Below are 20,375 nucleotides of genomic sequence, written 5' to 3'. Positions count from 1 at the left end.
CGCATCAGCTATCGTCAGAACCACCCTTGTCGCGTTTCTTGTGGTGCCGACCCATCTTGTTTTTTGCATCCGCAAATTCCTGTTCCGAAATCGCACCGCTATTGTCCGCGTCTATACGGTCAAACATCTTGTCAGCGCGGCGCGGTTTGGGCAACTCATCCTCGCTCAGAAAGCCATCCTGATTGGCATCGTGCCGCTCAAACATCTTCGAGACACGTTCGTTCACCTTCTTCTGGCTGGCCGCCTGTATCTCTTCGACGCTGAGTTGACCATCTCCGTTGGTATCCGCGTCCAGGAACCGCTGGCTTCGATGGGCCTGCATTTCCTCGGGCGTGACCTGCCCGTCATTGTTCGCATCCAATTCCTCAAACGTCACAGGTTCGTGACCGCGCTGACCTGCCGCCAGAACCGAGGTGCCTGTAATCGCGACAGCCGAGAGAACAATCGCCGGGATAAACTTCGCGCTTTTCATATCGGTTTTCCTTTGTTTGTGCGGCGTCGTTGCCGCTGCTCACATAGGTTCAAACGCCGCTGCGCGTGGGTTCCGTCGCAGAATTTCAAAAAAAACATCACTCCCTTTAAGGACACAAAGCGACGCACCCCCCTTTTCTACACGTCAAAACATGCGCAATATCCCACAAATCGGAACGCGCGAGTATCATGATGACAGATCAAACGATCGATACCACGGCTCAGGAAGACCGGCCCACTTGGCCGGCTTTGGCCAAGGGTTTTCGTTGCCGTTGCCCAAAATGCGGTGAAGGAAAGCTGTTGCACGACTATCTGAAGGTGAACCACACTTGCTCGTCCTGCGGGCAAGAACTGTTTCACCACAGGGCGGATGACGGCCCGGCTTACCTGACGATTCTGCTGGTCGGGCATCTACTGGCACCGGCGCTGCATGTCTCATACGTGCATTGGCGGCCCGAGCCTTTGACGATGTTCCTGATATTCGCGATTGGATGCACGGCATTGTCCCTGTTCCTGTTACCGCGTTTAAAAGGTGCTGTTGTCGCCTATCAATGGGCGCGCCTTATGCATGGGTTTGAAAAATCGCAATGACCCCGACGATACAGGTGTTCAAAGTATGACGGTTGGCAAAACTGCGATCCGCGACGCGGCGACGGTCATCGTTCTGCGCGACCGTATGACAAATCCGTCAATCCTGATGGGACAACGCGGAGCCAAAGCTGCGTTCATGCCCAACAAATTCGTGTTCCCCGGTGGCGCGGTCGACAAAGAAGATGCCGAGATTCCTCTGGCCTCTGACATGCCAACCCTGTGTCAGGACCGTCTGGCAGAAAGGTCCGAGCCGAACCTGCAAAACGCGCTCGCCGCCGCTGCAATTCGTGAATTGTGGGAGGAAACCGGGCTGGTTCTGGGCCACCCCGAAGCTTGGCCTACGCCTGCCCCAGTGGCTTGGACCGGTTTCGCTGAACTGGGCTATCGCCCGGCCGCCGAGGCGTTGCAGTTCGTGTTCCGCGCTGTGACCCCTCCTGGGCGTCCCCGCCGGTTTGATGCGCGGTTTTTCCTTGTCGATGCTTCAGCAATTCAAGGAAATTTGGATGACTTCAGCCGCGCGTCTGACGAGCTGTCCCATCTGCAATGGGTTCCCTTGGAACGCGCGCGCGAGTTCGATCTTCCCTTCATCACCGAAGTTGTCCTGGCCGAAATCACGGCGCGGGTGACAGACACCGCGCCGCCGACATCGGTCCCCTTCCTGCTGAATCGGGAAGAGGAAAGCCTATTTCTAAAGCTCAAAGGTTATCCGATGCCCGAAAGCGACTGACCGTCGCTTAATTCATCCTGCTGATAACAGTGGTGACTTCGGGCTTTTTGCCGATCTCTGCCTTGGCCGTCTGACGTACAATTCGACGCATTGCCTCTTCCAGCTTGTCGTCGTCGCGCAGAGTCTTGGCATCGGCGCGCATGAGGAGCTGGTTCAGATCTTCTTCAAGAACCTCAACCAAGGCAGCACGAGAGGTTCCCAACTCAGGCAATCCCATCGTATCGCACCATGGCTCGCCCAGCGGTTCATCTTCTTCGTCCAGAATGACCGTAACAGTCACATGACCGTTCAGCGCCATTCGAATTCGGTCGCGCACAACGCCATCCAAAGCGCCGACTTTGACGGTGCCGTCCAGATAAGTCCGGCCCGTTTCGACATAATCCACCACATTTGGCGCATTGCCGGTCAGGTCCAGCATAGTGCCGTTCACGGCCAAAACACCTGTCCGACCGCCCGCTTCGGCAAGTTTCACGTGCTCTCGCAGGTGACGATGCTCACCATGCATCGGAATGACGAATTGCGGGTCAATCAGCGCATGCACTTTCTCAAGGTCTGGCCGGTTCGCGTGGCCCGAAACGTGATACAGGCCCGAACTGTCGTCCACGACATCCACGCCTTTTTCGCTGAGCTGATTGATGATGAAGATCACACCCCGCTCGTTCCCCGGAATTGTCTTGGACGAAAACAGGAACAGATCGCCCTCTTTCAACTCCAGTCCGCGGTATTTTCCACGCGCCAGTTGCGCGCTTGCGGCGCGGCGTTCACCCTGACTGCCCGTAACAATCAGCATCAGGTTTTGGCGCGGCACATCCACCGCCTCTTCCGCGCTGATCACTTTCGGAAAGTCCGACAGAATTCCGGTTTCGGTTGCCGCTTCGATCATGCGACGCATCGCCCGGCCAAGCAAAACGACCGAGCGCCCAGCCTTTTGCCCCGCCTCTGCGAGCGTCTTCACCCGGGCGACATTCGACGCGAAGGTCGTTGCCACAACCATGCTGCTGGCATTTTCGACCAGTCTAGTAATTTCAGGTCCGACCTCGGATTCCGATCGACCGTCATGAGGGGAAAACACGTTGGTGCTGTCGCACACCAATGCCTTAACGCCGGGCTTGGCGACTTCGGCCCAAAGGTCGGGGTCGAAAGGTTCACCTACAACCGGATTGGCGTCCAGCTTGAAGTCGCCGGAATGTACGATCCGCCCCTCGGGCGTATCAATGACCAGCGCCGCGCTTTCGGGGATCGAGTGTGAGACCGGCAAGAACGCGACCTTGAAAGGGCCCACCGATACCTGCTCCGGCCAGGCGGAAACCGTTCGCACGGCGTCTTCTGGGTGGCCATGCTCGTCCATCTTGCGGCGCGCAATATTTGCGGTAAAGGCGCGGGCATAGATCGGTGCGCCCAAAGCCTCATAACAATGCGCAACCGCGCCGACATGGTCTTCGTGGGCATGGGTAACAAACACTGCATCCAAACGATCCGCTCGTTCCTGCAGCCACGAGATATCGGCGTGGATCAGATCGACGCCCGGCGTGGTGTCCATATCGGGGAACGTTACCCCAAGGTCGACGAGGATCAGACGCTCCTGCCCCGGCTTCCCATAGCCGTAGACATAGGCATTCATGCCGATTTCGCCTGCACCGCCCAGCGGCAGATAGATCAGTCGTTCACTGCTCATGTTGAGCCATTTTCCTTGTTATAGCGATGGATTACAGTCAGGCCGTGCATCGTCAGGTCATCCTCGATCGCGTCAAACCCAACGTCGGCCTGATCGAACAACGGAGCAAGTCCACCGGTCCCAACGACCTTCATCGGCATTCCGTATTCCGCTTTGATGCGGGCAATCAACCCTTCGATCAATCCCGAATAGCCCCAATACACGCCGGATTGAATACAGCCAACCGTATTCGTACCAATCACCTTGTCAGGACGGGTAATGTCGATGTGCGGCAACGCAGCCGCACCCTGATGCAACGCCTCAAGGCTCAGGTTGACGCCCGGCGCAATGATCCCACCGACATATGCCCCATCCGAGGCGACCACATCAAAATTCGTGGCTGTTCCGAAATCAACGACGACGACATCGCCGCCGTGACGGTCAAACGCGCCGACCGCATTGGCCAGCCGGTCAGGTCCGGGAATGGTGCCTTCGTCAATTCGTGGAGCAACGGGCAGCAGGCATTCGGGTTTACCAACCACCAGCGGCCTGCAGCCAAAGAACCTGTCTGCGAATATGCGCAGGTTGAACACCACGCGCGGCACGGTTGAGGCGATAACCACGTCTGTAATGTCCGCCTCAATACCATAGTGTTTCACTAGCGTGGAATACCATGTGAAATAGGCATCCGCCGTCCGAGAGTGGTGCGTTGACGTGCGCAAGGTGCACAGAAAGGTTTCCCCGTCCCAGATCGAAAACACCGTATTCGTATTGCCGCAGTCAATTGCCAGAAGCATTTGAGCCTCCTTCAGAAAAACACATCCGCCGCCGGAATGCTGACGCGGCCTTTGGCGGTGTTTAGGACAAGGTTGCCACCCGCGTCCACTGTTTCAAAGGTCCCAACCGACTCGGACGTTGCGGTACGGGCGGTGATCACCTCACCCAACCGGGCCGCACGGTCCAACCAGGCCGTCCTGATTGGCTCAAACCCATAGGTCACAAACTGCGTCTCGTATTTCGAATACGCCGCAGCCAGTTCCGTCAAAAAGTCTTCTGGCGTGACGTCGACACCCATTTCTGACAGTAAGGAAACCGGACGCACCGCACCTGGTTCAACCGCATGCGGGAGGGGCGCTTCGGACAGGTTCACGCCGATCCCAATAGCCAGATGCGAGACACCGTGCCCGTGGCCAGTGCTTTCCAGCAGGATCCCCGCCAATTTCCCGCCGTTCAGTAACACGTCATTCGGCCACTTCAGGGAAAAACCACTCGCGCGCCCGGTGACGGCGACACAGGCATCAAATAGTGCAAGCGCCGCCACGAAGCTGCGTAACGCCGCCTGTTCCAGGTTTCCTTCGGGGCGCAAAAGTAGGGTCACCGCTAGGTTTCCCTTGGGGTTGGCCCAGGCCCTGCCCCGTCGCCCTCGGGCCGCTGTTTGGTGGTGCGCCAGAATCCAGACTGGCCCCTGCGCGGTTGGAGCGATACGGGCCGCCTCATTCAGCGTGCTGTCGACCTCCTGCAGAATATGCAGGCCATATCCTTGCGGCCATTGGGTCATTGTAAAAAGGCCCGGTCTGCTGACCGAGCCCTCCAAAAACGTGTGATGCGCATCTTAGTTGACAAGAGTTGCCGCCGCAGCCGCAGCCGCGCCTTCGATGCCAAACTGATATACGACCCCGACCAGCATCAGCGCCGCCGACCCCATCAGAGCAGTCCACAACACTGGCGAAGAGTGGGTTTCGACCGGTTCATCATTCTCGGCCCCGAAATACATGTAGAAAACGATCCGCAGGTAGTAGAACGCCCCAATAACCGAAGCGATGGCAGAAACGATCACCAAACCGGTCAGCCCGGCGCTGACGCCAGCCTGCCAGACGCCGAACTTGGCGAAGAATCCCAGCATCGGGGGCACGCCTGCAAGGCTGAACATCAGGATCAAAACAGCAAGCGCCTTACCCGGATCACGCTTTGCAAACTGACGTAAAGCGTCGATATCGGTGACAGGTTTGCCGTCACGCTCCATCATAAGGATGAAGGCAAAGGTGCCGATATTCATGGTCACATAGATCGCCAGATACATCAGCATCGCCTTGATGCCCAATTCCGTACCCGCAGCAAGACCAATCAGAGCATAGCCCATATGGGCAATCGACGAAAACGCCATCAGTCGCTTGATGTCGCGCTGACCAATGGCCGCAACTGCGCCCAACAACATCGACAGGACCGAGAGCAGGACGATCACCTGCTGCCAATCCTTGACCACTCCGCCAAAGGCATCATGCAGCAGACGCGCAAACAGCGCCATCGCTGCCACTTTTGGTGCCGTAGCAAAGAATGCGGTGATCGGCGTGGGTGAGCCTTCGTAGACGTCCGGAGTCCACATGTGGAACGGAACCGCCGAGACCTTGAACGCCAGACCCGAGATCAGGAAGATCAGGCCGAACAGCAGCCCGACCGAAACATCTCCGTGGTGTACCGTCTGGATAATGCCCGAGAACAGCGTGGTCCCGGTGAAGCCATACACCAGCGACGCACCGTACAGCAGCAGGCCCGAGCTGAGCGCACCAAGAACGAAATACTTCAGGCCGGCCTCGGTGGATTTCGCACTGTCACGGCGCAGGGCGGCCACGACATAAAGTGACAGGGATTGCAGCTCTAGCCCCATGTAAAGGGACATCAGGTCGCCTGCGCTGACCATCATCATCATGCCCACTGCGGCCAGAGCGACCAGCAACGGGTATTCGAACCTGAGCAAGCCGCGCCGCGCCATATAATCCTGGCTCATCAAAAGAACGGCAGCGGCAGAGAGAAGGATCGCAACCTTGGCAAAGCGCGCGAAACCGTCATCCACGAACATGCCGTTGAAGGCGACATTGGTGCCATCACCGTTCGTCGCGATCCAAATCGCGAGCAAGGCCATCAAACCAGCGGTAGACCACACCAAAACGGGTGCCAGCCCATCCTTTGATGTATAGACCGCCCCTATCAGCGCCAGCATCGCATATACGGCCAGAATTATTTCCGGCAGGATTATCGTCAGATCAGCCTGGATCATGTCTCCAAAGCCCCCTTAATGCGAAGCGGCTGTCTGGGTCACGGTCTCTGCCGCGGCCAGAGCCGTGTCATAGTTCGAAATCAATGCCGCGGTCGAGTTGCCGATCACATCGGTCACGAGCGACGGGTAAACGCCCAACAGGATCGTCATCACGATCAGCGGTGCAAAGATCAGCCGCTCGCGCGAGCTCATGTCTGTCATCGCCTTCAGGCTTTCCTTGATCAAATCGCCAAAGACCACCCGGCGGTAAAGCCACAGCGCATACCCGGCCGAGAAAATCACGCCGGTTGCAGCCACAGCCGTCACCCATGTGTTCACTTGGAACGCGCCCATCAGGGTCAGGAATTCGCCGATAAAGCCCGAGGTGCCGGGCAAGCCGACATTGGCCATGGTGAACAGCATGAAGACCAGCGCGTAGGCAGGCATCCGAATGACCAAACCGCCATAAGCGTCGATATCGCGCGTATGCATCCGGTCATAGATCACGCCGACACACAAGAACAGCGCCGCCGAGATGAAGCCGTGGCTGATCATCTGGAAGATCGCGCCATCAATGCCCTGCTGGTTCGCCGCAAAGATACCCATGGTCACAAAACCCATATGCGCGACCGAGGAATAGGCGATCAGCTTTTTCATATCCTCCTGAACCAGCGCCACCAGCGAGGTGTAGACAACCGCAATCGCTGACATCCACAGCACCAGATCGGTCATCACCGCCGAACCCACTGGGAACATCGGCAAGCTGAACCGCAAGAAGCCATAGCCGCCCATTTTCAGCAGGATCGCCGCCAGCACGACCGAGCCCGCCGTCGGGGCCTGCACGTGCGCATCCGGCAGCCACGTATGAACCGGCCACATCGGCATCTTCACGGCAAAGGATGCGAAGAATGCCAGGAACATCAGCGTCTGCATTCCGCCAACGATGTAGACGCCCAGCACGCTGAACCCCTCGGACGAGAACTGATGGCTCATCAGTGCCTCGATATCCGTGGTGCCCGCATCCGCATACATCGCAACCATCGCAACCAGCATCAGCACCGAACCGAGGAAGGTATAGAGGAAGAACTTGAAGCTTGCATAAATCCGGTTCGCACCGCCCCAAATACCGATGATCAGGAACATTGGGATCAGGCCTGCCTCGAAGAACAGGTAGAACAGCACCAGATCCAGCGCCATGAACACGCCCAGCATCAGCGTTTCCAGAAGCAGGAAGGCGATCATGTATTCCTTGACCCGGTCTGTCACGTTCCAGCTGGCCAGAATGGTCAGCGGCATGATGAAGGTGGTCAGTAGCACGAACAGAACGCTGATCCCATCCACGCCCATCTTGTACTTCAGGCCCAGCAGCCACTCACCCTCTTCCACCATCTGAAAGCCGGTGTTGGATGGGTCAAAGCCTGTGTAGATGCCGATGGAGACAAGGAACGTCACCGTGGTCGCCACCAACGCAACCCATTTCGCGTTGCGCTGCGCGGCATCGTCATCGCCGTGCAGAAACAGGGCCAGAATGCCTGCCGCCACAGCGGGGATGAAGGTAACGATCGAGAGGATATTATCCATTAGTGTGCGCCTCCGCCGATCGACATCCAGGTGACAAGAGCTGCTATCCCCAAGACCATCCAGAAGGCGTAAGTAAAGATGTAGCCCGTCTGCGCCTTGCCTGCGAGGCGGGTAAAGAAGGGAACAACGCCCATGGCAATCCCGTTCAAGAAACCGTCGATGGTGTTGCCATCGCCGCGTTTCCACAGGAACCGACCGATCGCCACGGTGGGTTTGACGAAGATCGCATCGTAAATCTCATCAAAGTACCATTTGTTCAGCAGGAACAGGTACAGCGGGCGCTGGTTCTGCGCCAGACGTCCCGGCAGGGACGGGTTCACGATGTAGAACCAATAGGCCACAACAAAGCCCAGCAGCATGGCCACAAAAGGCGATACCTTGACCCATTTCGGAGCAGCATGCGCGTCGTCCAGCACATGATTGTCCGGTGCCATATACAGCGCGCCCTCGCCCGGCTCTCCCGCGAAGACGTAGTGGTGATCGCCGTGGGCGTCCTTTTCACCATGACCGTCATCTGCATGCGCATCGCCGTGACCATCGTCGGCGTGGCTGTCATCGCCATGCGTATCGGCTTTGCCGTGATCGTCAGCCTCGGCATGTTCCGACGCCTCAGCCACCGGGATGCCATAGAACTTGCCGACCTTGTCCGCGTGACCGAAGAAGTTGCCGTACCAGATCATGCCCGCAAAGACCGCACCCAGAGACAACACGCCCAAAGGCACCAGCATGACCATCGGGCTTTCATGCGCGTGATCATGTGTATGCTGATCGCCGCGTGGTTTGCCGTAGAAGGTCAGGAAAATCAGACGCCAGCTATAGAAGGATGTGAACGCAGCGGCGACCACCAGCAGCCAGAACCCATAGGCCGAACCGCCTGCATAAGCGCTCTCGATGATGGCATCCTTGGACAGAAAACCTGCAAATCCGAAGGTCGTGAGCGGAATGCCGACCCCCGTAATGGCAAGCGTCCCGATCATCATCGCCCAGAAGGTATAGGGGATCTTTTTGCGCAGCCCGCCATACTCGGTCATCTCTTGTTCATGATGCATGGCGTGGATCACAGAGCCCGCACCAAGGAACAACAGTGCCTTGAAGAACGCGTGCGTGAACAGGTGGAACATCGCCGCTGAATACATGCCCACGCCTGCGGCCACGAACATGTACCCAAGCTGAGAGCAGGTCGAATAAGCGATGACGCGCTTGATGTCGGTCTGCACCAGACCCACGGTCGCGGCAAAGAACGCGGTCGTCGCGCCCAGCACTGTGATGAACCCGGTCGCACCCGGCGCGAACTCCATCAGCGGCGACATGCGGCAAACCAGGAACACGCCCGCCGTCACCATTGTCGCTGCGTGGATCAGGGCCGAAACAGGCGTCGGGCCTTCCATCGCGTCCGGCAACCATGTGTGCAGGATCAGCTGCGCCGATTTACCCATCGCACCGATGAACAGCAGGACGCAGATCACTTCAACCGCAGTCCATTCGCCCCACAAGAAGTGTAGTTTTTCTTCGGCCAAAGCCGGGGCCGAGGCGAAAATGTCCGAAAAGTTGATGCTGTCGGTAAGAAAGAACAGCGCGAAAATCCCCAGCGCAAAGCCAAAGTCCCCCACACGGTTCACAATGAACGCTTTCATCGCCGCCGCATTGGCACTCGGTTTGCGGTAATAGAACCCGATCAGCAGGTAGGACGCGACGCCCACGCCTTCCCAACCGAAGAACATCTGCACCAAATTATCCGCCGTCACCAGCATCAGCATGGCAAAGGTAAAGAAGGACAGATAGGCGAAGAAACGCGGCTTATAGCTCTCGCCCTCGCGCCATTGCGGGTCGTGATCCATGTAGCCAAAGGAATAGAGGTGAACCAGCGCCGAAACAGTCGTCACCACGATCAGCATGATCGCGGTCAGCCGGTCCAAACGAATGGCCCAGCTTGTCGACAGCGATCCGCTCTCGATCCAGCGCATGATCTCGATCTGTTGAGTGACGCCGTCGAACGAGAAGAACACGATCCACGACAGCAGACAGGCCAGAAATAGAAGGCCCGTCGCGGTCCACATCGCGGCTTTCTCACCGATGAACTTCCAGCCGAACCCGCAGATCAGCGCGCCCACCAGCGGGGCAAAAAGGATGGTGGTTTCCATGTTCCCTTACCCCTTCATCATATTGACGTCTTCAACCGCGATCGAGCCACGGTTGCGGAAGAAACAGACCAGAATGGCCAGTCCAATCGCCGCCTCAGCCGCCGCAACGGTCAAGACAAACAGCGTAAACACCTGCCCGACCAGATCGCCGAGGAAGCTGGAAAACGCCACGAGGTTGATATTCACCGCCAGCAGCATCAGTTCGATGCTCATCAGCAGGATGATGACGTTCTTGCGGTTCAGGAAGAGACCGAAGATGCCGATGACGAACAGCGTCGCCGCGACCGTAAGATAGTGTTCGAGTCCGATCATCGTCTTAAAGCCCCTGCCCCGGTTTCACGTCCTTCAACTCCATCGCTTTGGCCGGGTCGCGCATCATCTGGCTGATGATGTCCTGACGCTTGATGTCCTGACGGTGGCGCAGGGTCAGCACGATGGCGCCGATCATGGCGACCAGCAAGATCAGGCCCGCAAGTTGGAACAAAAGGAAGTATTGATCGTAAAGAATGACACCCAGCGCCTCGGTATTGTGGCGGTCGGTTGGGACTGGCTGCGCCAGATTGGCCGCCGCCCCTTGCGCGCTGTCCCATGCGCCGAAGGCCATGACGAACTGCATCAGGATGACCAGACCGATCAGCAGCGCCAGCGGCATATAGCGCGCCATTTCGGCCTTAAGCTCGGCAAAGTCCACGTCCAGCATCATCACCACGAACAGGAACAGCACCGCGACCGCACCGACATAGACGATGATCAGCAGCATCGCCACGAACTCGGCCCCAAGCAGCACGAACAGCCCAGCCGCAGACAGGAAGGACAGGATCAGCCACAGCACCGAGTGCACCGGCTGGCGGCTGATCACCGTGAACAGCCCGCCGGTGACAGCGCTGATGGCAAACAGGTAAAAGGCAAAGACGGTCATTGATCCTCATCCTTGTTGTCGCCCATGGCCTCTTGCGCCAGATCCAGCGCACGGGTCATGGCCGGGATGCCGGCAAAGACCGACATCTGACCGATCGTTTCCACGATCTCTTGTTTCTTCGCACCCGCCTCGAGCGCATGGCGCACAGTCTGGCGCACGGCTGAATCCGCCTGAGCGCCCTGACAGGTCAACCCGGCCAGCGTCAGTAAAAGGCGGGTCTTAGCGTCCAGCCCGTCGGTGTTGACCGTGTTGCCGAACATCATCTCCATGACCTCTTTGGGCATGGTCGGCCACAGCGCCTCGAACCCTTTCGGCGAGAAATTCTCCATCGCCGGGTTCATCGCCTTGGCCATGTCCTGAGCCTGCTTCATCATTAGCTCGAAGGGATTTGTCGGACTGTCTGTCATCGGTACGGCGCGTCCATTTCGAGGTTGCGAGCGATCTCGGCTTCCCAACGTTCACCGTTGTCGAGCAGTTTTTCCTTGTCATAAAACAGCTCTTCGCGGGTTTCCGTCGCGAATTCGAAGTTCGGACCTTCGACAATGGCATCGACCGGACAGGCCTCTTGGCAGAAGCCGCAATAGATGCACTTGGTCATGTCGATGTCATACCGCGTGGTGCGGCGGCTGCCGTCCTCGCGCGGTTCGGCGTCGATAGTGATCGCTTGCGCGGGGCAGACCGCCTCACACAGTTTGCAGGCGATGCAGCGTTCCTCGCCATTGGGATACCGACGCAGGGCGTGCTCGCCGCGGAACCGAGGCGACAGAGGACCTTTTTCGTGCGGGTAGTTCACGGTAGCCTTTGGGGCGAAAAAGTACTTCAGCCCCAGCTTCATGCCGACCCAGAAGTCTTGCAGCAGGAAATACTTGGCAGCGCGGGTATAGTCGATTTGTGTCATATCAGCCTCCTACGCTCCAACGGGCGAACGCACCCCAGAACCAGTCGAACTTTGCTGCGAAGGCCACGAACACCACCCAGACCAGCGAGAAGGGCAGAAACACTTTCCAACCCAACCGCATCAACTGGTCATAGCGGTAGCGGGGCGTGATTGCCTTGACCATTGCAAACAGGAAGAAGAAGAACGCCATTTTGGCGACCATCCACAGCACGCCATCGGGCAGACCCGGAATGGGTGACAGCCAACCACCGAAGAACAGCAGCGAGATCAGCGCGCACATCAGGAAGATGGCGATGTATTCCCCTGCCATGAACAGCAGGAAGGGCGTGGCCGAGTATTCGACCTGATAGCCTGCCACCAGTTCCGATTCTGCCTCGGGCAGGTCAAACGGCGGTCGGTTGGTTTCAGCCAGCGCCGAGATGAAGAACAGGAAGACCATCGGGAAATGCGGCAGCCAGTACCAGCTGAAGAAGCCAAACCGACCGTCCTGTGCCTCTACGATGTGTCCAAAATTCATCGACCCGGTCGAGATGATCACACCGATGATGATCAAGCCCAGCGAAACCTCATACGAGATCATCTGCGCCGCAGACCGCAGCGACCCAAGGAACGGATACTTTGAGTTCGATGCCCAACCGCCCATAATCACGCCATAAACTTCCAAAGAGGATACCGCAAAGACATAGAGGATCGCGACGTTAAGATCTGACAGCACCCAGCCATCGTTGAACGGGATCACCGCCCAGGCAATCATCGCCAGAACAAAGGATGTCAGCGGCGCCAGCATAAAGACCGTGCGGTCCGCACCCGCTGGGATCACGACCTCTTTCACCACGTATTTCAGTGCGTCCGCCACGGATTGCAGCAGGCCGTAGACGCCAACGACGTTGGGGCCCCTACGCATCTGGACGGCGGCCCAGATCTTGCGGTCGCCATAAACAAGGAACAACAGCGAAATCATCACAAAGGCGACGACGGCCAGCACCTGCGCCAGAATGATGAGGGCGATGCCGCCGGGGGTGTTAAAGAAATCAGCCATTGGTCCTCACACCGTGGGTCGTCAGGGAAGTGTCAGCGGGTCGGATCATTCTGCGGCCATCCTGTCAGTCTTGAGGGCTTGCGCCTGCGCCGACAGCTCGGCCATCAACTGCGAGGCCCGTGCTATCGGGTTTGTCAGGTAGAAATCCTTGATCGCAGGGCGGAAGCTGGTCTTGCCCAGTGGCCCGGCCTCAAGTCGTTGAATTTCATTTTCAATCACTTCGTCAATGCGCGCCAGATGTGGCACCGCTTCGATCAGGGCCGTGCGCAATTGCGCCAGCGAGTCAAAAGGCAGCGCAGCACCCAATTCGGCTGAAAGCGCGCGTAGAACAGCCCAGTTCTCTTTCGCCTCTCCGGGTGCGAACCCGGCCCGCATCGCCAGTTGCGGACGGCCTTCGGTGTTCACGAACAACCCGTTTTCCTCGGTATAGGCCGCGCCCGGCAGGATCACATCGGCACGGTGCGCGCCCCGGTCACCATGGCTGCCCTGATAGATGACAAAAGCGCCTTCGCCGATCTCGACTTCATCCGCACCAAGGTTATAGATAACGTCCGCCGCATTTACGGCGTCCATCCCTGCATCGTTCGTCGCGTCTACATCCAAGGCGCCCACACGCGCGGCGGCGGTATGCAGGATGATCAGCCCGCTTTCGGTATTGGCGGCAATGGCTTGCGCGGCGGCCAGAACGGCGGCCCCGTCAGCCTCCTGCAGGGCACCTTGCCCGACGATAACCAGCGACGGCTTGCCCTTGATCTCATCATCACCGCCCATATCGACGACCTTTTGCAGCGCCACCCGGTCATCGCCCAAGTGGTGATAGGGATAGGTCAAATCTGCAGCAGGCCCAACTAAAGCAATATCAGCCCCCTGCGCCCATGCCTTGCGAATACGTGCGTTCAGAACCGGAGCTTCGTCCCGCGGGTTGGTGCCGATCAGCAGGATACGCTCGGCCGTGTCGATATCTTCGATGGCGGCAGTCCCGGCATAGGCCCCACGGTTGCCCGCTGGCAGCTTGGCCCCGTCGGTGCGGCATTCGACAATACCGCCCTGCCCCTCGATCATCTGTTTCAGCGCAAACGCAGCCTCAACCGGGGCCAGATCACCTACGACCCCGGCCGGTTTTTCGGCCCCTTTCAGCGCCTCAGCAGCTTTGGTCAATGCCTCGGGCCAACTCGCGGGGCGCAGCTTGCCATTCTCGCGTACATAAGGCTTGTCCAGCCGCTGACGGCGCAGGCCATCCCACACAAAGCGCGTCTTGTCGCTGATCCATTCCTCGTTCACGCCGTCATGGTTGCGCGGCAAGAAACGCATCACCTCGCGCCCCTTGGTGTCCACCCGGATGTTCGAACCCAAAGCGTCCATAACATCAATGCTCTCTGTCTTGGTCAGCTCCCACGGACGGGCAGTAAAGGCATAGGGTTTAGACGTCAGCGCCCCAACCGGGCACAGGTCGATTATGTTGCCCTGTAAGTTCGATTGCAGCGTTTCATTCAAGTACGAGGTGATCTCGGCATCTTCGCCACGCCCGGTCTGCCCCATCTGAGTGATCCCGGCGACCTCGGTCGTGAAGCGCACACAACGGGTGCAACTGATGCACCGGGTCATCGCGGTGCCGACCAGCGGCCCCAGATCCAGATCATCCACTGCGCGCTTGGCTTCTTTAAAGCGCGACCCCGACACTCCATAGGCCATCGCCTGATCCTGAAGGTCACATTCGCCCCCCTGATCGCAGATTGGGCAGTCTAGCGGGTGATTGATCAGCAGAAACTCCATCACCCCTTCGCGGGCCTTCTTGACCATGGGCGAGTTTGTTTTGACCACGGGCGGCTGGCCTTCCGGACCCGGACGTAGATCACGCACCTGCATCGCGCAGGAGGCGGCAGGTTTCGGCGGCCCGCCCACGACTTCAACCAGACACATCCGGCAGTTCCCGGCGATCGAAAGACGTTCGTGATAGCAGAAACGCGGCACCTCGACCCCGGCCTGCTCACAAGCCTGGATCAGGGTCATCGCACCATCGACTTCAATTTCCTGCCCGTCGATATTGATCTTGCGGAGGTCAGACATGGTCTAGTTCGCCCTCAAATACACGCCGATGGCGCTGTTTCTTTCGATTTCCTTCTGCCCCAATGCGCAGAAAGTTTTGGGGTTGTCATACGAGACACCGTTCTGCGCCAGGTATGCTTCGCCTTTTGAGCGCATCCTGTCTTTCTCAGAATCGGATTCTACATAGGCCCGGATTTCCTTGTCCGAGTACCCCAGCTTGTTTGCTTTCGACCGCAAATCCCACATCACTCCAATCGCCTTCAGACGACGCCCACTGATCGAAGGGCAAACCTCTGAAATCTCGTTCGCTACCGCGATATAGTACAACTCGTTGTCGATCTCTTTGACATCTCGCAAAGGCGGCTTGGCGTCAGCCGGCACCGGCGACGCAAACACGCATATCGCGGCAATCAACGTCGCCGCGCCCAATACGGACCCTCGCAGATTTGCCGGCCCCCGGCATTCAGCGCGCATAGCTGCGTGATATGCGAAACTGCGTGTCATGGACGAAGGCATTTTCCTGCGAAAGTCAGTTTGTCGTCGGTGATCCGCAGGTTTTGCGGTTCGGTATCCGGTCCGACCTTCCAGTCAATTCGCGAAGACCCGTATTTTGCGATACAAAACTTGGTGCCTTCGTACCGTCCCGCCTCGCGCGCTCCGTCCAATGAAGCTGAAACACCGTTCACCACGACCGTGAAATCTGTTGGCGCTGTTTTTTTGTCCACGACTTTCGCTTTAGCGCGGAAGTATTGACCGTCAAAAACCACGCGGTCCGAGGATGGGGTCACCAAACCACAAGACGCGACAAGCGCAGCCGCGGCACAGACCACCAATGCCCGACCACAGGTTTTCGTCCGGCGCGTTTTTCCGGTGACATGATGAACAGCGCTTAACATCAGAACGCGGCCACCATTGCCATAATCCCCATGATGAACATGCACGCCCATCCCAGAACATAAAGAACGCTCCGCAAGCCTGTGTTAGGTTTGCCAATTCCCTGAATGTGAATGACCAGCATCACCAATCGCGCCAAAAGCGCGACCGAGGCCAGCAGATTTACCCAGAACGGGCTTACCGCCATCAGTATGGCCGCAATTGTCACAGCCGCATATGCCGGAAGGGTCTCAGTTCCGTTCAGATACGCTCGGTTCAGTCGATAGGTTTTGTCGGCATAGTCCTGCTCGGGCGTGGAACCCGGAGCCAAGCCTTTTCCTTGCTTTGCCAAAGCCGTGAATGGGGCAAGTAACAACACAACCAGGGTGAAGATCATCAGCGAAACGATCGCATGGCCATATTCTGCAAATACTTCCATAGGTTCTACTCCGCAGCCATTGCACCAAGGCGACCAGACTTCTGGGCCTTGATACGGTCTTCGATTTCGTCCCGGAAATTGCGGATCAGGCCCTGGATGGGCCAAGCCGCAGCATCGCCAAGCGCGCAGATCGTGTGCCCTTCGACCTGTTTGGTCACGTCAAACAGCATGTCGATCTCTTCCAGTTCGGCCTCACCGCGCACCAGTCGATCCATCACGCGCATCATCCAACCGGTGCCTTCACGGCATGGCGTACACTGGCCGCAGCTTTCGTGCTTGTAGAATTTCGACAGCCGCCAGATTGCCTTGATGATATCGGTGGATTTGTCCATCACGATCACTGCCGCCGTTCCCAGGCCCGAGCCCAAATCGTTGCGCAGATAGTCGAAATCCATGATCGCATCGCGCATGTTTTCACCGCGCACGCAAGGAACGGACGAGCCACCGGGGATCACCGCCAGCAGATTGTCCCAACCGCCGCGAATACCGCCACAATGGGTCTCGATCAGTTCCTCGAACGAAATCGACATCGCCTCTTCGACCACACATGGGTTATTCACATGGCCCGAGATCGCAAACAGCTTGGTGCCCGCATTGTTCTGACGACCAAAGCCTGCGAACCAATCCGCGCCCCGGCGCAGGATGGTGGGCACAACGGCAATGGATTCCACGTTGTTCACCGTTGTCGGGCAACCATACAGCCCCGCACCCGCCGGGAACGGAGGCTTCATCCGCGGCATGCCCTTTTTGCCCTCAAGGCTTTCGATCAGGGCGGTTTCTTCGCCGCAGATATACGCGCCTGCGCCGTGATGCAGGAACAGATCAAAATCCCAGCCCGAACCGGCGGCGTTCTTGCCCAACAAGCCAGCGTCATAGGCCTCATCAATCGCGGCCTGCAACGCCTCGCGCTCGCGGATATATTCGCCGCGCAGATAGATGTAACAGGTATGCGCGTTCATCGCGAACGAGGCGATCAGACAGCCTTCGATCAGCGTATGCGGATCATGGCGCATGATCTCGCGGTCCTTGCAGGTTCCGGGTTCGGATTCGTCGGCATTCACCACCAGATAAGCCGGGCGACCGTCGCTTTCCTTGGGCATGAACGACCATTTCAGACCAGTGGGAAAGCCCGCACCGCCACGACCGCGCAGGCCGGAATCCTTCATCGTCTGGATGATCCAGTCGCGGCCCTTTTCGATCAGGCCAGCGGTGCCGTCCCAATGCCCGCGCGCCTGTGCGCCGCGCAATGTGCGCTCGTGCATCCCGTAGATGTTGGTAAAGATCCGGTCCTGATCCTTCAGCATCGTGTATTACCTTCAGCTGTCCTGACGCATGCGCCAGAGTTGAAAAATGTTGACGCCCGCATAGATGAATCCTGCCAGAGCGGCAAAATCAAAAAGCAACGCATAGCGGCCCGGCAGCCCCAACTGCGGACCAACAAAAGACATGACAAGCCACAGCACCATCGTCGCGGCGATGACGATGCCGATATGGCGACCCTTTCGGGCTATGGCCTGTTCCTTGTCCTTGTCCATCTCATCCCGATGCCCCGGGTGGGCACCTATCTTAATCCTCGTTCCCCGCGGCAAGGCTGGTTGCCTGCTCGACCCAGCCGTCGCGTTCGATCCGGCCTTTGAACTTTAGCTGCGTGTCCACCCAAGCGATATTCCCGGCCGTCCAGCTTGATATCTGGTCGTAGTGATAGATCCCCAGATCGTTCAGCTTTTCTTCCAACTTCGGCCCAACGCCCTTCAGCACTTTCAGATCATCCGCCTTACCGTCGCGCGCCTTCGTCAGCGTTTCGGGCTTGTCTTCCGTAGCTTCCTGGGCCTGCTTCGCCGCCGGTTCGCCAACCTCACGCTCTTTCGGAGGTTTAGGAGCTGCCTTGGTCGCCGCCGCCTTACCATCCTTACCCAACCACGGGGTCAGGATCGGAACCTCGGTCCCGTCGATGCGTTTGACCGTGTCGCCCAGATCAACAGCCAGTTCGACACTCGCATTATGCTCGGGCTTGTCCGTTGCATACTCGGTCAGGCTGCTCAAACCTTTCAGCGGTTCCGCGGCATAACGACCGTTCTGTGGACCTGGCACCGGCACCTTGCCCGCGGCCAAATCGTCAATGATCTTGCCAAAGCTTTCGGCCGTCAGATCTTCATAATAGTCCTTGCCGATCTGCGCCATGGGCGCGTTCGCACAGGATCCGAGGCATTCAACCTCTTCCCAACTCAACTTACCATTAGCGGACAACTCATGCGGCTTGGCAGCAATCTTTTCTTTGCACACCGCAATCAGATCTTCGGCCCCGCAGATTAAACATGAGGTCGTGCCGCACACTTGGATATGCGCAACTGTTCCAACAGGTTGTAACTGAAACATGAAGTAGAATGAGGCGACCTCAAGCACGCGGATATAGGCCATACCCAACATGTCAGCGACGGATTCGATCGCCGGACGGGACAGCCAACCCTCTTGCTCTTGCGCGCGCCACAACAGCGGAATAACCGCACTGGCCTGACGACCCTCGGGGTACTTGGTGATCTGCGCTTCGGCCCACTGCTGGTTAGCAGCGGTGAAGGCAAAGCTTTCGGGTTGTTCGGGATGAAGACGGCGGAGCATTAGCGGTCAATCTCTCCAAATACGACGTCCATGGTTCCGATAATCGCGGCGACGTCGGCCAGTTGGTGACCCTTGGCGACGTGATCCATGGCTTGCAGGTGCAGGAAACCCGGCGCGCGCAGTTTGGCGCGATAGGGTTTGTTGGTGCCATCGGCGACGAGATAGACGCCGAACTCGCCCTTAGGGGCTTCGACGGCGGCATAGACCTCGCCCGCGGGGACGTGGAAGCCTTCGGTGTACAGCTTGAAGTGATGGATCAGGCTTTCCATCGAGGTCTTCATGTCCGAGCGTTTCGGCGGGGTGATTTTGCCGCGGGCCAGAACGTCGCCCGGGCATTCGCGGATCTTGGCGATGGCCTGACGGATGATGTGCAGCGACTGGCGCATCTCTTCCATCCGAACCAAATAGCGGTCATAGCAATCACCATTCTTGCCGACGGGGATTTGGAACTCGAACTCGTCATAGCATTCATAGGGCTGCGCGCGGCGCAAATCCCAAGCCAGACCCGATCCGCGCACCATTACGCCGGAGAAGCCGTATTTCTGGATGTCATCTTCGGTCACGATGCCAATATCGGCGTTACGCTGTTTGAAGATGCGGTTTTCGGTCAGCAGACCGTCAATATCGTCCAGAACGGCGGGGAATTCGTGGCTCCACGCCTCGATATCGTCCAGCAGTTCTGGCGGCAGGTCCTGATGCACACCACCGGGGCGGAAATAGGCGGCGTGGAGGCGCGCACCACAGGCACGCTCATAGAACACCATCAGCTTTTCGCGTTCCTCAAACCCCCACAGCGGTGGAGTCAGGGCGCCAACATCCATCGCCTGCGTCGTCACGTTCAGCAAGTGGTTCAGGATGCGCCCGATCTCAGAATACAGAACTCGGATCAGCGAACCTCGGCGCGGTACCTCGACCCCGGTCAGCTTTTCGATGGCCAAGCACCAGGCATGTTCCTGGTTCATCGGTGCCACGTAATCCAGACGGTCGAAATACGGCAGGTTTTGCAGATACGTCCGGCTTTCCATCAGCTTTTCGGTGCCGCGGTGCAGCAGACCGATATGCGGGTCGCAACGTTCAACAATCTCACCGTCCAGCTCAAGAACAAGGCGAAGAACCCCATGCGCCGCAGGGTGTTGCGGGCCGAAGTTAATGTTGAAATTGCGGATCTTCTGTTCTCCGCTCAGCGCGTCCGTGCTGCCGTCATCGTATCTTGAGCCGTCCATCAACGCCCTCGTTTCTTCTTCGCTTCGGCCCGAACCCGGACCTTTTCGGCCTCGGCCGCCTTCGCTGCGGCCCCTGCAAGCAGCACACCCAGCACGCCCAGAACAATCAGTTCGCCTGTCATA

The 20,375-nt window shown here is 58.1% G+C and carries 23 protein-coding genes; 2 read left to right on the top strand and 21 right to left on the bottom strand.

The window, feature by feature from the left end:
* Positions 1-4 precede the first annotated feature (4 nt).
* A complete protein-coding gene (locus tag GOX75_RS01950; RefSeq protein ID WP_171120814.1) occupies positions 5-472 on the bottom strand; it encodes an EF-hand domain-containing protein in 468 nt (155 codons plus the stop codon).
* 191 nt (positions 473-663) lie between these two features.
* Between GOX75_RS01950 and GOX75_RS01945 the strand changes: the two genes are divergently transcribed.
* The gene (locus GOX75_RS01945) at positions 664-1,062 is read left to right on the top strand and encodes a DUF983 domain-containing protein (protein WP_171120812.1); all 399 of its coding nucleotides are present in this window, start codon (positions 664-666) and stop codon (positions 1,060-1,062) included.
* Between the two features lie 25 nt (positions 1,063-1,087).
* A complete protein-coding gene (locus GOX75_RS01940; protein WP_171120809.1) occupies positions 1,088-1,789 on the top strand; it encodes an NUDIX hydrolase in 702 nt (233 codons plus the stop codon).
* A 7-nt stretch (positions 1,790-1,796) separates the two neighbouring features.
* Here the strand turns inward: GOX75_RS01940 and GOX75_RS01935 are convergent, their stop codons facing one another.
* From GOX75_RS01935 to GOX75_RS20470, 20 genes are read right to left on the bottom strand one after another with little or no spacing between them, the layout of a single operon-like run.
* Positions 1,797-3,464, bottom strand: a complete 1,668-nt coding sequence (locus GOX75_RS01935) for a ribonuclease J (protein WP_171120807.1) — start codon at positions 3,462-3,464, stop codon at positions 1,797-1,799.
* Positions 3,461-4,240: a type III pantothenate kinase gene (locus GOX75_RS01930; protein ID WP_171120805.1), complete on the bottom strand. Its 780-nt coding sequence runs from the start codon at positions 4,238-4,240 to the stop codon at positions 3,461-3,463. Before GOX75_RS01930 ends, GOX75_RS01935 begins: the two co-directional genes overlap by 4 nt.
* 11 nt (positions 4,241-4,251) lie before the next feature.
* A complete protein-coding gene (locus GOX75_RS01925; RefSeq protein WP_171120803.1) occupies positions 4,252-5,001 on the bottom strand; it encodes a biotin--[acetyl-CoA-carboxylase] ligase in 750 nt (249 codons plus the stop codon).
* A gap of 54 nt (positions 5,002-5,055) precedes the next feature.
* Positions 5,056-6,498 carry an NADH-quinone oxidoreductase subunit NuoN gene (gene nuoN, locus GOX75_RS01920; protein ID WP_171120801.1) on the bottom strand — a complete coding sequence of 481 codons (1,443 nt, stop codon included), beginning with the start codon at positions 6,496-6,498 and terminating at the stop codon, positions 5,056-5,058.
* Between the two features lie 15 nt (positions 6,499-6,513).
* Positions 6,514-8,058 carry an NADH-quinone oxidoreductase subunit M gene (locus tag GOX75_RS01915; RefSeq protein WP_171120799.1) on the bottom strand — a complete coding sequence of 515 codons (1,545 nt, stop codon included), beginning with the start codon at positions 8,056-8,058 and terminating at the stop codon, positions 6,514-6,516.
* Positions 8,058-10,199, bottom strand: a complete 2,142-nt coding sequence (gene nuoL / locus GOX75_RS01910; RefSeq protein WP_171120797.1) for an NADH-quinone oxidoreductase subunit L — start codon at positions 10,197-10,199, stop codon at positions 8,058-8,060. The genes GOX75_RS01915 and nuoL overlap by 1 nt, the downstream gene beginning before the upstream one ends.
* Before the next feature lie 6 nt (positions 10,200-10,205).
* Positions 10,206-10,511, bottom strand: coding sequence for an NADH-quinone oxidoreductase subunit NuoK (gene nuoK, locus GOX75_RS01905; protein WP_050602759.1), 306 nt, complete (start codon positions 10,509-10,511; stop codon positions 10,206-10,208).
* 4 nt (positions 10,512-10,515) lie between these two features.
* A complete protein-coding gene (locus GOX75_RS01900; protein ID WP_171120795.1) occupies positions 10,516-11,118 on the bottom strand; it encodes an NADH-quinone oxidoreductase subunit J in 603 nt (200 codons plus the stop codon).
* The gene (locus tag GOX75_RS01895; RefSeq protein ID WP_171120793.1) at positions 11,115-11,525 is read right to left on the bottom strand and encodes a carboxymuconolactone decarboxylase family protein; all 411 of its coding nucleotides are present in this window, start codon (positions 11,523-11,525) and stop codon (positions 11,115-11,117) included. Before GOX75_RS01895 ends, GOX75_RS01900 begins: the two co-directional genes overlap by 4 nt.
* Entirely contained in the window at positions 11,522-12,016 is a 495-nt protein-coding gene (nuoI, locus tag GOX75_RS01890) for an NADH-quinone oxidoreductase subunit NuoI (protein WP_170331439.1), read from the bottom strand. Before nuoI ends, GOX75_RS01895 begins: the two co-directional genes overlap by 4 nt.
* A 1-nt stretch (position 12,017) precedes the next feature.
* On the bottom strand, positions 12,018-13,055 hold the full coding sequence (nuoH, locus tag GOX75_RS01885; RefSeq protein WP_171120790.1) for an NADH-quinone oxidoreductase subunit NuoH: 1,038 nt from the start codon (positions 13,053-13,055) through the stop codon (positions 12,018-12,020).
* 45 nt (positions 13,056-13,100) lie between these two features.
* A complete protein-coding gene (nuoG, locus tag GOX75_RS01880) occupies positions 13,101-15,122 on the bottom strand; it encodes an NADH-quinone oxidoreductase subunit NuoG (RefSeq protein WP_171120788.1) in 2,022 nt (673 codons plus the stop codon).
* A 3-nt stretch (positions 15,123-15,125) separates the two neighbouring features.
* Complete coding sequence (locus GOX75_RS01875; RefSeq protein ID WP_171121683.1) at positions 15,126-15,575, bottom strand: DUF5333 domain-containing protein; 450 nt, start codon at positions 15,573-15,575, stop codon at positions 15,126-15,128.
* Positions 15,576-15,601: 26 nt separating this feature from the next.
* Positions 15,602-16,042, bottom strand: coding sequence for a hypothetical protein (locus GOX75_RS01870; protein WP_371808327.1), 441 nt, complete (start codon positions 16,040-16,042; stop codon positions 15,602-15,604).
* Positions 15,997-16,413, bottom strand: coding sequence for an MAPEG family protein (locus tag GOX75_RS01865; protein ID WP_171120786.1), 417 nt, complete (start codon positions 16,411-16,413; stop codon positions 15,997-15,999). The genes GOX75_RS01870 and GOX75_RS01865 overlap by 46 nt, the downstream gene beginning before the upstream one ends.
* 5 nt (positions 16,414-16,418) lie before the next feature.
* Positions 16,419-17,717, bottom strand: a complete 1,299-nt coding sequence (nuoF, locus tag GOX75_RS01860) for an NADH-quinone oxidoreductase subunit NuoF (RefSeq protein ID WP_171120784.1) — start codon at positions 17,715-17,717, stop codon at positions 16,419-16,421.
* Between the two features lie 12 nt (positions 17,718-17,729).
* Complete coding sequence (locus GOX75_RS01855) at positions 17,730-17,948, bottom strand: DUF5337 domain-containing protein (protein WP_170784212.1); 219 nt, start codon at positions 17,946-17,948, stop codon at positions 17,730-17,732.
* Positions 17,949-17,979: 31 nt separating this feature from the next.
* Positions 17,980-19,029, bottom strand: coding sequence for an NADH-quinone oxidoreductase subunit NuoE (gene nuoE, locus GOX75_RS01850; protein ID WP_171120781.1), 1,050 nt, complete (start codon positions 19,027-19,029; stop codon positions 17,980-17,982).
* On the bottom strand, positions 19,029-20,252 hold the full coding sequence (locus GOX75_RS01845; RefSeq protein ID WP_171120779.1) for an NADH-quinone oxidoreductase subunit D: 1,224 nt from the start codon (positions 20,250-20,252) through the stop codon (positions 19,029-19,031). Before GOX75_RS01845 ends, nuoE begins: the two co-directional genes overlap by 1 nt.
* Positions 20,252-20,374, bottom strand: coding sequence for a hypothetical protein (locus tag GOX75_RS20470; RefSeq protein WP_255431592.1), 123 nt, complete (start codon positions 20,372-20,374; stop codon positions 20,252-20,254). Before GOX75_RS20470 ends, GOX75_RS01845 begins: the two co-directional genes overlap by 1 nt.
* Position 20,375 lies beyond the last annotated feature (1 nt).

Origin of the sequence: Ruegeria sp. HKCCD7251 (genome assembly GCF_013031165.1) — a bacterium.
Taxonomy (GTDB): Bacteria; Pseudomonadota; Alphaproteobacteria; order Rhodobacterales; family Rhodobacteraceae; genus Ruegeria.
The sequence above is the reverse complement of the archived record's forward strand: the minus strand, read 5'-3'. Positions and strand labels throughout refer to the sequence as shown.